The sequence below is a fragment of the Streptomyces sp. SUK 48 genome (genome assembly GCF_009650765.1).
In the GTDB taxonomy this organism is placed as follows: domain Bacteria; phylum Actinomycetota; class Actinomycetes; order Streptomycetales; family Streptomycetaceae; genus Streptomyces.
Window position 1 is genome coordinate 4939531 of sequence record NZ_CP045740.1, and the last position, 12424, is coordinate 4951954.

The window sequence follows — 12424 nt, forward strand, 5'->3', positions numbered from 1 at the left end:
TCGCTCGCGTGAGCGGCGCTGATAAAGTAACGGGCATTCGGTTACTCATGGATGGCCCTTCAGTGAGTGACAGACGACAGATCTACGGACTGCTGGAAGGTGCCGGCTAGTGAGGCAGGATCGCGCGATTCGCACTCGTAAACTCATCTTGGAGAACATGGCGAGCTTGTTCAATGAGGTCGGGTACGACGCCGCGACCATCGCCGCGCTGGTCGAACGGACCGGACTGACCCGAGGGGCCCTGTACTTCCACTTCGCCTCCAAGGAGGACATGGCCCGTGCCGTGCTGGACGAGGCCGTGACCACCGAAGGGCTCAGCCCGCAGTCGTTCAAACTGCAGGAATGGGTGGATCTGGGACTGCTGCTGGCCCACCGGTTGCCCAGGGAGCCGGTTCTGCACGCGGCCATCCGGCTGGCCGTCGACCCCAAGGCGCGACGGCTGTTCGGGACGCGGTGGCCGGACTGGGTGGCACTCGGGCGGGAACTGCTCACCGAGGCCAAGGAGAGTGGTGAGCTGCTGGCTCACGCCGACCCCGCCGCCGTATCGCGGGTGTTCGTCGGCGCGTGGACCGGTGTGCAGCTCGTGACGGAGGTCCTGGAGGAGAAGCTGAGCCTCTCCGAGGAGATAGCCGGCCTGTACCAGCTGCTGCTGCCCAGCATCGTCACCCCGGCGGTGCTGGCCAAGCTCGACCTGTCGCCCTACCGGGCGGAGCGGCTCCTGCGGGAGAGCGGCGAACAGGAGGCTGCCGACCACGCGTGAGACGTGGCCGGACCAGATCGGCGGCTCCGGGTCCCCACCCGGGGCCGCGTTGTGTTCAAACCTCGATCAATTTGCATTCGTGTACCCCCGTGCCGTGTGTGACGGATGAGTCGAACGCCAGCCATCACCCAGCTGCGGACAGGGGCGTGACGAAGCAGCCCCATCCGCCCGGACCCCCCGGGTGGGTGCTTTCGAGTGAGTGTACGTGTTAGACGTCCTGTTTTCGAGCATCCGATATAGCGCAAATTTCGGATCTGTTACTCCTCTCGGCGTACTGTGACAGGAAAATGTGCCCACTCTGCCCCCATTTACCCCTCCTCGCTCCGCATGTGCGGCTGTACAAAAAACAGGACGTGTGTTCTTTTATCCAAGGGAAGACTGGCGCGTAGGACGCGTACGAGGGGGAGCGATGGCAGTGCACGCTGCGCAACCGGACACGACTCGCGTGCTGGTGGTCGGCGACGACGTCGGCGGGGCCGAGGCGAGGGTGCGCGGACTGCGCCGGCAGGGGTTCCAGGCGCGGAGCGTCGACACCGGCGCGGCGGCGCTGAGCGCCCATCAGCAGGCGGACCTGGTCCTGCTCGACCTCGATCTTCCCGACATCGACGGGCTGGAGGTCTGCCGGTCGATACGCGAGGCCGGCGACAAGCCCATCATCTCCGTCACCGCCCGCGACACCGAGCTCGACCGGGTCCTCGCCCTCCAGGCCGGGGCGGACGACTGCGTGGTCACCTCGTGCGGGGAGCGCGAGATGCTGGCGCGCATCGAGGCCGTACTGCGCCGGGCCCGCCCCCGGTCGGAGCGGTCCCGGCCGCTCTCCCTCGGCCCGCTGTGCATCGACAGCAGAACGCGCGAGGTCCGGCTGGACGGCCGGCCGCTGAATGTCACCGCCAAGGAGTTCGAATTACTGCGCACTCTGGCCGCGACGCCCGAAAGCGTCATTTCCCGGAAGGAACTGATGGCGCGGGTCTGGGAAACCACCTGGGCGGATTCCAGTCGCACCATCGACACCCATGTGCGCAGCCTCCGGGCGAAACTCGGCGCCCCTTCCTGGATCATCACGGTCCGCGGGGTCGGATATCGCATGGGGCACGGCTGACGGATATCGCACGGGGCGCGGCCGGTGAATACCGCACGGGGCGCGGCTGACGAATGCCGACGGGGGGGCGCGGCTGACGAATACCGCGGGAGCGTCACCGCGGGCCCGCGCCCCGGAAAGGGACGCGGGCCCGCGGCGGCGTGAGCCGAATTCCGCTACGGCTTCTCAGGCGCCGTTCCCTCGGGCCGCGGAGGTCCGTCGAGGCCCGCCGGGTCCTGGCCGAGACCGGCCGGTGCCACCCAGTCGAAGGCGCTGTAGACCGCGGGGCCCAGGCCGATGCCCTCGGCGACCTGCTCGCGCAGCCGGTTGGAGGTGAAGCCGCCGATGACGTTCATCTGGGCGTCCCGGTACAGGCGTTCCACCTCGTGCCCCTGGGTCACCCCGCTCGCCCCGTGGATCTGCACGGCCCGCGCGGCGACCTCGACGCCCATCTCGGTGGCGTAGATCTTGAGCATGGCGATCAGGTCCCGCGCCGAGCGGCCCGCGGCCCGCTCGCCCATCGCCCGGCGGGCCAGCAGCCGGGCGGCGTCGATCTGCGCGCGCGACTCGGCGAGCTGCGCCTGCACGCCCTCCATGTGCGCCAGCGGCCGGCCGAACGAGACGCGCTCGCGGGCGTGCCGTACGGAGGCCGTCAGGGCGGACTCGGCTACGGCGATGGCGGCGAACGAGTTCTTCAGCCAGCCCCACGCCATGCCCTCGGCGAGTTCCTCGAACGGCACGGGCACCACGTCGGTCTCGGCGAGGGGGACATCGGTGAAGACCATCCCGCCCCACGGCATGCCGCGCAGCCCCATGTGCGCGATCTCGTACCGCTCGACACCGGGTCGGTGCAGGTCCACGAAGGCGAGGCACCAGTCGGGGCCGTCGTCGCCCGGCGGCCGCTCCCGGCGGGCGAGCACGATGGCGACGTCGGCGACCGGCGCGTTGGTGATCCTGGACTTCTCGCCGTTGATGACGAAGCCGCCGCCGGGCGCCCCGGCGGGCCGGACCGTGGTGCGGAAGGTGCCGGCGTCGCTGCCCGCCGTACGCTCCACCACCGCGAAGGCGGCCAGCTTCTCCCCGGACAGCAGGGAGCGCAGCAGCGGCTCGTGGTGGCGGAGGTCGCCGTAGGTGGAGATCAGCTTGCCGCACAGCAGCGCGGACACGGTCGCCGCCCAGTAGGTGCCGGAGCAGGCCCGGGCCAGCGCCTCCATGGCGTCCGCCTGGGTGCGGGCGTCGGCGCCGCTGCCGCCGACCTCCGGCGGGTGGAACAGCCGCAGGTAGCCGCTGTCGGCGAGGTCCTGCCAGTTCCGGGCCGGTATGCGGCCCGTCGCGTCCGTCTCCGCGGCCCGGGCGGCGATGCCCTCGAAGGCGGCGGCGCCGTCGAAGGCGGAAACGCCCTCGAACGCGGGGGCGCCCTCGGAGGAGGGGGCGCCGGCCGGGTCGTACGTACTCGTCGTGGTGGTCATGCCGCTCATGTCCTGTGCGCTCCTCGTGTCGAGCCTGGTCAGCCGAGTTCGAGCAGGGACGCCGCGATCACCGGGCGCAGCACCTCGGTGCCGCCTCCGGTGCCGGCGAAGAACAGTCCGTCGCGGTGGGCCCGTCCGCTCAGGTGGTCGCCGGTGAGGCCGAGCGGGCCGGACAGCCGGGTCGCCGCGTCGGTGACCGTGCGCACGGCGGCCGCCACGAAGAGCCGGGCGGCCGCCGCGTCCTGGTGCGCGGGCCGGGCGCCGGAGTCGAACTGCTCGGCGGCCCGGCGGAGCATTCCCTCGGCGAGTTCGCAGCGCGCGGCCAGGTCCGCGAGGGTGAACCGGACGGACTGGTCGTGGTGGAGCGGCCGGCCGAAGAGCAGGCGTTCGCGGGCACCGTCGATGGCGTCCCGGGTCAGCGCGCGCAGCAGACCGAGCCAGGGCGCGCTGGAGAAGACCCAGTCCAGCACCGCCAGCAGCGGCTCCACCTCGCTCGCCGCGCCGCCCGCGGTACCCAGCACCGCGGAGTCCGGGACCACGCAGTCCGCGAGGACGAGCCGGCCCCAGGGGCAGGTGGGCATCGCGGCCGGTCCTGCCTCGCCGACGCTCAGCCCGGGGGTGGACCGGTCCACGACGAACGCCGTCCGGCCGCCGTCCCCGTGCGCGGCGACGACCAGGAAGTGATGGGCCACGGGCGCGCCCGCGACCAGGTCCAGTTCGCCGGTGAGGACCCACCCGCCCGAGCCGCCCGAGCCGCCCGAGCCGTCCGAGTCGCCCGAGCCGTCCGAGTCGCCCGAGCCGTCCGTGGCGGCCCGTGCGGTGACGGCCGGGGTGACGGACGCTCCCTGCGTCTGGTGCAGCGACAGGGCGCCCAGCCACTCGCCGGACGCCATCCGGGGCAGGTACCGCTCCCGCTGCCGGGCGCTGCCGAAGGCGCGCAGCGGAACGGTGGCGAGCACCGCGTGCACCCCGACCGCGAGGGCGAGACCGGGGTCCCGGGCGCCCTCGCCGAGCCCGGCCAGGAGATCGAGGGTCTGGGCGGCGGACAGCCCGGCGCCGCCCAGGTCCCGGGGGACCAGGGGGCCGGCGAGACCCGGTCCGGCGGGCCCGGCTGTGGCCAGTTCGGCGAAGAGCCGCGGGTCCCAGCGCCGTTCGCGGTCGCGGTCGGCGGTGGTGGGTGCCGCGACGCGGCCGGCGAGTTCCCGGGCCCACGCACCGGTGGGGAAAGGCGGAATTTCCATCGAACTCTCCACTCCCATCTGCTGGAAACAGGCTCGGTCACCGTAGCCAACCATTCGAACAATTCCAGGCGCGGAATGCAGATTTTTCGACCAGTCCCCGGAGAATTCACAGAACTGACCCCCGCTGACTTTCCCTCACAGTCCTTGACAATGCTCTGACATCGGAGTCGTTGTCCCCTCACATCGCCCCGACCATCATGGTTGGCGGCCCTGCAAAAGGAGGAGAACGCAATGGCTGGAGAAGAACACGGGGGCAGCCTTCCGGCGCCGCCCCGGCTGTCCGACGCGACCCTGCGGGACTCCGCGCACATGGCCGGCGTCGAGTTCGGCCCCAAGGACGCCGCGGTCATCGCGGACCTGCTGGTGAAGACCGGGATCGAGCTCGTCGAGGTCGGCATGGTGTCCGGCCCGGGCGCCAAGGACGCCGATCTCGTCCTCGCCACCCACGAGGCCGTCGGCCCCGAGCGCAGCATGACGCTCGTCGTGGTGCGCGACCGGCAGCAGGTCGCGAGGGCGCTCGACGAGGCCGAGCGCCTGGGCGTGCGGCACATCATGTACTCCATCCCGACCTCCGAGCAGCACGCGCAGCTCAAGCTCGGTTCGCCCAGCGCCAAGTTCCTGCACACGCTGGCCCGTTCGGCGATCTCACAGGCCAAGGAGCGCGGCTTCCACGTCACCTTCAGCGGCGAGGACGGCGCCCGCACGCCCAAGGAGCGGCTCGTCCCCTACGTCGCCGCCGGGTTCGAGGCGGGTGCCGACCGGTTCCGGCTGGCCGAGACCGTCGCGTACCTCTCGCCCTGGCAGATGGAGGAGGTCATCGGGAACCTCACCGCGATCGACGGCTCCGAGATCGAGATCCACTCGCACAACATGCTCGGCATGGCCGTCGCCAACTCCCTCGCCGCCGTCCGCGCGGGCGCGCGGTGGATCTCGGCGACCGTCGGCGGCATCGGGGAACGCGGCGGCAACGCCCCGCTCGCCGAACTGCTCACCTCCCTGCGCGTCATCCACGGCGACACCCGCTTCGACCTGACCCACCTCACCGAGCTGTCGCGCGTCGCGCTGCACGGCGCCGGCCTCGGGGACGCCTTCCAGTCCGGGCCGACCACCCCGCACGCCTTCGCCTACGAACTGCCCGGCCAGCTCACGCACCCGGAGGCGTACGAGACGCTGCCCGCCGAACTCGTGGGCAACGCCCGGGGGTTGCGGGTCCGTACCCGCCTGACCACGGCGCTCGTCAAGTGGGCGCTGGCCGACTCGGGCGTCCTCGTCGACCTGGACGCCTTCACCTCCTGGCTCACCGAGCGGCAGGAGCGCGACGGCTCCCCCCTGCTCGACGCGGACGCGATCCGCAAGGCCGCCGTCGACTTCCAGGCCGTCTGAACCCCTCTGGCCTCCTCTGGCCCCCTCTGACCCCGTCTGAACCCGCCAGTACTTGCTTCCCCCCACCCCACCCCGCCCCACCCCGATCCCGTACGACGAACCAGGAGTTGATCCATGTCCACCGCCACCCTCACCGGCGACTGCCCCGAGTGCGAGACCGACCTGACCGTGCCGCCGATGGTCCAGGGCGAGACCCTCTCCTGCCCCGAGTGCATGCTCACGCTGCGCGTGGAGGAGATACAGGACGGCCGGCTGTCCCTCCAGATGGTCGAGGTGCAGCTGCGCGACTGGGGCCAGTGAGATGACCCTGAGAGTCGCCATCGTCGCGGACCGGGTCGGCTGGGAGGAGCGCGAACTCATCCGCCGCGCACCGGACCTGGGGCTCCAGGTCGACTGGATCAACGACGAGTCCCTGTGCCTGGGGGAGTCGCAGTCCCGGACCGCCTCCATCGACGGCTACGACGCCCTGCTCGTCCGCAGCCGCAGCTACACCCGGGGCGGACTCCTCGCCACCCTGGCCGAGTCGAGCGGCGTACCCGTCCTCAACTCCGCCACCGCCATCCACGCCTGCGAGAACAAGCTGGTGCTGCGCGCCCTGCTGCGCGCCGCGGGCGTGCCGGTGCCGGAGTTCCGGCTCGCCCTGTCCCGCCGGGACTTCACCCGGGCCCTGGACGACCTGGGCCTGCCCGTGGTGCTCAAGCCCGTCTACGGCGGCATGGGCAAGCGCGTCACCCTGGTCCGTGACGCCGATCTGGCGCAGTCCGTCTACGACTACGTCGAGGACCTCGGCCACGCCTTCGAACAGGCATGCCTGGTGGAGCCGTACCTGGGCGGCGGCTCGGTCCGCTGCCTGGTCGTCGGCCGGGAGATCGTCGCCGCCGCCGAGTTCGAGAGCGCCGGGGCCGACTGGCGCAGCAACGCGGCGCTCGGCAACCAGAGCCGGGCCCTCACCCACGACCCCGAGGTGCAGAAGCTGGTCGACGGTGTCGTGGACCAGCTCGGTGACGGCATCTACGGCGTCGATCTCTTCAGGACACCGGCCGGCCACCTCGTCAACGAGGTCAACCACGCCCCCGCCTGGCGAGGGGTGGCCTCGGTCACCGGAGCGGACATCCCGGCGGCCATCGCCCGTCACCTCCAGGAGATATTCGCATGATCCGCGTGGGAATCATCGGCGCCTCCGGGCTCGCCGGCGGTGAACTGATCAGGCTGGTGAGCCAGCATCCCGAGCTCGAACTGACCTTCCTCGGCGGCGACTCCAGCGCCGGGCGGAGCCCCGCCCAGCTGCATCCCGGGCTCCGTCTCGATCTGGGGCTGGTCGTCGAACGCGTCACGGCGGACGCCCTCGCCGAGCGGTGCGACGTGGTGTTCCTCGCCACGCCCGCCCCGGTCTCGGCCGAACTCGCCGCCCTCCTCGCCGACCGCGTCCCGTGCGTGATCGACCTGAGCGGCGCCTTCCGTATCCGCTCCCCCCGGCTGCACGAGCGCTGGTACCCCAAGGCCACGCGGTCGGACGGACTCGCCGACCGCTTCGTCTACGGCGTACCGGAACTCGTCGGGGACCAGCTGGCCGGCGCCCCGCTGATCTCCGTACCCGGCTGCTACGCCACCGCGATCACCCTCGGGCTCGCCCCGCTGACCCTCGGCCTCGGGCTGCACCTGAAGACCGTGGTCGTGGACGGCAAGAGCGGCTCCAGCGGCGGCGGTCTGCAACTGCGGGTGCCGGACCTGCACCCGCTGCGCAACGGGGCCATCGCGCCGTACGCCCCGACCGGGCACCGGCACGCCGCCGAGGTGAGCGACTTCCTGGAGCGCGGCAAGCCCGGCACCGTCGGCTCGCTGAGCATGTCGGCGTACGGCGTCTCGCATGTCCGCGGGCTGCTCGCCAGCATCTACGCGTTCACCGACGACGAGGTGGACGGCCGTGAACTCCAGCGCGCCTACCTGCGCTTCTACAAGGGGAAGCGGTTCGTGCGGGTGCGCAGGAACACCGAGACGCTGATCCCGGTGCCCGACCCGCAGGCGGTCCTCGGCTCCAACTTCTGCGACGTGAGCGTCCTGTACGACGAGGAGGGCGGCCGGATCGTCGTCCTCGCCGCCCTCGACAACCTCGTCAAGGGCGCGGCGGGCCAGGCGCTCCAGGCCATGAACCGGCGGTTCGCACTCCCCGAGGAGACGGGCCTGGCGATGCAGCCGGTGATGCCCGCATGAGCGGCCCGGGCACGGCACCCGAAGCCACCCCGACCGTCGTCAAGCTCGGCGGCAGCTGCCTCGACGATCTCGCCGGCGGCTGGTGGGACGACCTGGCGCGGCACGCCGAGGGCCGGCCGCTGATCCTGGTGCACGGCTGGTCCAAGCCGCTGAAGAAGCTCAGCGCCCGCTACCGGGAGCCCTCCGCGATCCTGCGCGACCGGTACGGCAACCAGAGCCGCTGGACCACGCCCGAGGTCATCGAGGACATCAAGGCGGTCAGCGCCGAGCTGGGCGAGACGGTCCTCGGCCGGCTCGAACAGCGCGGGATCACCGCGGAACGGCTGCTCGCCAGCGACGGGCTCGTCAGCGCGGGCGAGGGCGAGCGCTGGTGGTGGCGGGACAAGCAGCTGGTCAAGCTGGAGAACCTGGTCGGCCCGATCACCGGCGTCGACCCCACCGCGCTGAAGAACCTCCAGCCGGGCCACGCCTGTCTCGTCACCCCGCTCGCCCGCAACGCGGCCGGGCAGGAGGTCAACACCGACGCCGACCGGGCGGCGGCCGCGATCGCCGGCGCGACCGGCGCCACCGATCTGGTGCTGGTCACCGACGTCGAACACCTGCTGATCGACGGCGAGCCGGTCCGCGAGATCACCGCCCGGGCCGCCGCCGAGTTCCGCGACAAGGGCGCGACCGGAGGCATGCGCAAGAAGCTGCGCGCCGCCGGCGAGGCACTGGAAGCGGGCGTGGCGCGCGTCGTCATCGGCAGCGCCCCGGTCACCGACCTGCTCGCCGCCCGCACCGGCACCGTCATCACCCGACCATGAGGAGCAAGCGCGTGGCGCAGTCCCGGGTACTCGTCGTCAACAACGGAACGCTGTCGCTGAAACAGCTCCGCAAGCGGTTCGAGGAACTCGGCTCGGACACCGACGCGGTCGACGCGGCGTCCGTGCCGGACCGGCTCGGCGGCCGCTACCAGGCGATCGTCCTGAGCGGCACCAAGGTGCGGGCCTACGACCGCGCCCACTACAAACCGCTCGTCGACCTCGTCATGACCGCCGGCGTGCCGGTCTTCGGGATCTGCGGCGGCATGCAGATCCTCGCGGTCGCGGCGGGCGGCCGGCTCGCCGAGGGACCCCAGCGGGTCGGCGGCCACGAGGTGCGGGTGGACAAGGAGGAGCCGCTGTTCACCCATGTGAAGCCGACCGTGACCGTCTTCCACCGGCACACCCTCTACCTCCGGGAAGCACCCCCCGGCTTCCGCTCCATCGGCCGCTCCGAGCACGCGCCCGTGGAGTTCCTGAGCTCCGACGACGGCCGGATCCTCGGCTCGCAGGCGCACCTGGAGTTCCGCAGCGACGGCCTGGAGATCCTGCGGGGCTTCGCCGAGCTCTACCAGTGACCGCGCACGGTCCCTCCCCCTCACCACCTCCACGCAGGCAAGGACTTGGCAATGAGTGAACTGGAAAACCCACAGCCCGCGTTCACGGTCCACCTGAACGGCAGCGGCGGCGCGCTCAGGGGCTGGGTCGTCGTCGACTCCCTCCACGACGGCCTGGCCATGGGCGGCGTACGGATGACCACCGGGGTCACCGAGGAAGAGGTCGCCGGTCTCGCCCGCGACATGACGCACAAGTTCATCCTCGCCGGGCTGCCCATCGGCGGCGCCAAGGGGGGCATCGTCTCCGACGGCACGGACCGGCAGGAGACCTTCCGCACCTTCGGCCGCACCGTCAAGCCGCTGCTGCACGGCGGCATCCACCTCGGCATCGACATGGGCGTCACCCCCGCCGACCGCGCCGTCTTCTTCGCCGAGGCCGGCTACGACCCCCGCTACCGGCTGGGCGCGCCGGACATGCCGATCGACTGGCGCACGTACTACGAGCCCCTGATCGACTGCACCGGCCACGGGGTCGGCGTGGCGGCGGTCACCGCCCTGGAGGCGAGCGGCCGTACCGGGCCCGCCCGGGTCGTCGTCCAGGGCTTCGGCGCGGTGGGCCGGGCGGTCGCCCGGTTCCTGGAGGACCGCGGCCATGTGATCGTCGGCGTGGCCGATGTGGCGGGCACCATCAGCGCGGACCGGCTTCCGGTGGCCGAACTGCTGTCCATCACCGACGAGTTCGGGCTGATCGACCGCTCCCGGCTGCCGCAGCACGTCACCGCCTCCACCGAGCCGGACGCCTGGCTCGACGTCGACGCCGATCTGCTGGTCCTCGCCGCCCAGAAGTACGCCCTGAACGACGGCAACGCGCACCGGCTGCGGGCCGGCCTGGTGGTGGAGGGCGCGAACCTCGCCTCCAGCGCCGAGGCGCGGGACAAGGCGCGGGCCTCCGGCGCCACGCTGGTCCCGGGCGTCATCGCCAACATCGGCGGGGCCGGCTCGGCCGCCCTGGCCGTCACCCGCGTCGTCCCCTTCGAGCTGGCGGCGGACGCCCGCAAGGAATGGGTCTTCGACTGGATCGGCGACCGGGTCCGCCGCAACACCCGGGACCTGCTGGAGATCGCCGCCGCGACCGCCGGAGACCCGCTGCCCGAACTGCTCAAGACCCGGCGTGAGGAGCGGCGATGACCTCCACGACCACCGCCATCCTGGCCACCGCGTCGGCCGCGGACCGCATGGCGGAGTACCGGCGGCGCGGCTGGTGGCGGGACGAGACCTTCCTCGACGACCTGCGCCGCCAGGCACGGGAGCGGCCGCGCAAGCCGGTCATCGCCGGGCGCCGGCTCGCCGAGGCGCGCACCGACACCCTCGACTACGCCGAACTGGCGCGGCTCACCGACCGGTTCGCCGGAGCGCTGCTCGAACTGGACGTGCGGCGGGGCGACGTGGTCGCCGTGCAGCTGCCCAACCGGTGGGAGATGGTGCCCCTGATGTTCGCCTGCATGGCGGTCGGCGCGGTGATCTGCCCGATCGCGCCGGTCTGCCAGGAGGACGAGTTACGCCACCGGCTGGCGCTCACCGAGGCGAAGGTGTGCGTCACCGTGCCCCAGTGGGAGGGCTATCCGCTCGCCGAGACCGTCACCGCGCTCAAGGGCGAACTGCCGCTGGACCACGTGCTGGTGGTCGACGGGCACGCCCCGAGGGCGCCCTCGACTTCCACGACCACTTCGTCGCCACCCACTGGGAGAAGCAGCGCTCGGCCGACCTGGAGGGCCGCCAGCTGCGCCCCGACGAGCCGTTCGTGGTGCTGTTCACGTCCGGCACGACCGGCTACTCCAAGGGCGTGGTGCACAGCCAGAACACGGTCCACTCGGGCGTGCGCGGCTATGTGGACACCTTCCTGCTCCGCGACGACCTGGTCGTCGTCGTCACCACCCCGCTGGTGCACTACTCCGGCTTCGGCCAGGGCATCCTCGCCGGGGTGATGCTCGGCGGCACGATCGCCTTCCAGGACGGACCCGACCACGCCGGTCTGCTGGACCTGGTCGAGCGGTACGGCGGCACGCTGCTGTACGGCCCGCCGCCCACGCTCTCCGGGGTCGCCCGCGCCCAGCGGATCGACCCGCACGACGTGTCCAGCCTGCGGCACACGGTCACCGGCGCGGCCCCGGTGCTCCAGCCGCTGGTGGACGAGCTGCGCCAGACCTTCGGGGCGCGCACGTACTCGGTGTGGGGCATGTCGGAGTTCGGCCCGGTCACCATCAGCCGGCTCGACTACAACCAGGACTGGGCGGCGCACAGCCACGGCCGGCCCATCGACTCCATGGAGATCCGCATCAGCCTGTGCCACGACCTCACCCAGCGGGCCGCGGTGGGCCGGCTCCAGGTGCGCGGCGCGTCCCGGGCGCTCGGCTACTACAAGCAGCAGGACGTCTTCGACGCCGAACTCAGCGAGGACGGCTGGTTCGACACCGGTGACGTGGCACGCGAGGACGGCCGGGGCGGCATCCGCATCCTGGGGCGCGCCAAGGACACCATCCTGCGGGACGGGACCGTCGTACCGATGGCCGAGCTGGAGGCGATCATCTCCCGGCACCCGAAGGCGGCCGAGGCCGCGCTGGTCGGCCCCAACGGCACGGTCGACGACCCGATCCTCGCCGTCGTCGTCCCGCGCGCCGGCACCACCCTGACGCTGGAGGAGATCCGCTCCTACCTGCGCGAGGCGGAGCAGGACCCCCGCTTCTACCCGGAGCGCCTGGAGGTCGTCACGGCCCTGCCCAAGACCCTCACCGGGAAGGTCCGCAAGGTCGCCCTGCGGGAGCGCTTCGCCGGGTCCTGACCGCCTCCCGGCCTCCCCGCGTCCCCGTCTCCCCGCCGCGACCCCGTCACCCGCCCGCCCGGCCCGACCCGTTGGAGCCCGCC

General features: G+C 72.1%; 12 protein-coding genes and 1 pseudogene. 11 read left to right on the forward strand and 2 right to left on the reverse strand.

All coding sequences use genetic code 11. The features are described from left to right. Nucleotides 1-109: 109 nt before the first annotated feature. Nucleotides 110-760, forward strand: a complete 651-nt coding sequence (locus GHR20_RS21660; protein WP_275549021.1) for a ScbR family autoregulator-binding transcription factor — start codon at nucleotides 110-112, stop codon at nucleotides 758-760. 409 nt (nucleotides 761-1169) lie between these two features. Then, entirely contained in the window at nucleotides 1170-1859 is a 690-nt protein-coding gene (locus tag GHR20_RS21665) for a response regulator transcription factor (protein ID WP_111585918.1), read from the forward strand. 155 nt (nucleotides 1860-2014) lie between these two features. Here GHR20_RS21665 and GHR20_RS21670 read toward each other — a convergent pair whose 3' ends face one another. Both GHR20_RS21670 and GHR20_RS21675 read right to left on the reverse strand, forming a co-directional pair. Then, nucleotides 2015-3316: an acyl-CoA dehydrogenase family protein gene (locus GHR20_RS21670; protein ID WP_153814122.1), complete on the reverse strand. Its 1302-nt coding sequence runs from the start codon at nucleotides 3314-3316 to the stop codon at nucleotides 2015-2017. Nucleotides 3317-3345: 29 nt separating this feature from the next. Next, complete coding sequence (locus GHR20_RS21675) at nucleotides 3346-4548, reverse strand: acyl-CoA dehydrogenase family protein (RefSeq protein WP_194858949.1); 1203 nt, start codon at nucleotides 4546-4548, stop codon at nucleotides 3346-3348. 231 nt (nucleotides 4549-4779) lie between these two features. Between GHR20_RS21675 and GHR20_RS21680 the strand changes: the two genes are divergently transcribed. The 9 genes and pseudogenes from GHR20_RS21680 to GHR20_RS38165 all read left to right on the forward strand — a co-directional run bounded on the left by GHR20_RS21680 (nucleotide 4780) and on the right by GHR20_RS38165 (nucleotide 12341). Beyond that, the gene (locus GHR20_RS21680) at nucleotides 4780-5931 is read left to right on the forward strand and encodes an isopropylmalate synthase (protein ID WP_148027076.1); all 1152 of its coding nucleotides are present in this window, start codon (nucleotides 4780-4782) and stop codon (nucleotides 5929-5931) included. Between the two features lie 114 nt (nucleotides 5932-6045). After that, nucleotides 6046-6231, forward strand: a complete 186-nt coding sequence (locus GHR20_RS21685; RefSeq protein WP_111585914.1) for a lysine biosynthesis protein LysW — start codon at nucleotides 6046-6048, stop codon at nucleotides 6229-6231. A gap of 1 nt (nucleotide 6232) precedes the next feature. Next, nucleotides 6233-7087, forward strand: coding sequence for a RimK family alpha-L-glutamate ligase (locus GHR20_RS21690; protein WP_111585913.1), 855 nt, complete (start codon nucleotides 6233-6235; stop codon nucleotides 7085-7087). After that, complete coding sequence (gene argC / locus GHR20_RS21695; protein ID WP_111585912.1) at nucleotides 7084-8142, forward strand: N-acetyl-gamma-glutamyl-phosphate reductase; 1059 nt, start codon at nucleotides 7084-7086, stop codon at nucleotides 8140-8142. Before GHR20_RS21690 ends, argC begins: the two co-directional genes overlap by 4 nt. After that, nucleotides 8139-8948, forward strand: coding sequence for an acetylglutamate kinase (locus GHR20_RS21700; RefSeq protein WP_111585911.1), 810 nt, complete (start codon nucleotides 8139-8141; stop codon nucleotides 8946-8948). Before argC ends, GHR20_RS21700 begins: the two co-directional genes overlap by 4 nt. Beyond that, the gene (locus GHR20_RS21705; RefSeq protein ID WP_243878102.1) at nucleotides 8945-9523 is read left to right on the forward strand and encodes a gamma-glutamyl-gamma-aminobutyrate hydrolase family protein; all 579 of its coding nucleotides are present in this window, start codon (nucleotides 8945-8947) and stop codon (nucleotides 9521-9523) included. Before GHR20_RS21700 ends, GHR20_RS21705 begins: the two co-directional genes overlap by 4 nt. 51 nt (nucleotides 9524-9574) lie before the next feature. After that, nucleotides 9575-10690, forward strand: coding sequence for a Glu/Leu/Phe/Val dehydrogenase dimerization domain-containing protein (locus GHR20_RS21710; protein WP_111585909.1), 1116 nt, complete (start codon nucleotides 9575-9577; stop codon nucleotides 10688-10690). 47 nt (nucleotides 10691-10737) lie between these two features. Then, nucleotides 10738-11181, forward strand: a pseudogene (locus tag GHR20_RS38160) (AMP-binding protein); the annotation flags it as partial. A gap of 122 nt (nucleotides 11182-11303) precedes the next feature. Next, complete coding sequence (locus GHR20_RS38165) at nucleotides 11304-12341, forward strand: AMP-binding protein (protein ID WP_275549765.1); 1038 nt, start codon at nucleotides 11304-11306, stop codon at nucleotides 12339-12341. Nucleotides 12342-12424: the final 83 nt, after the last annotated feature.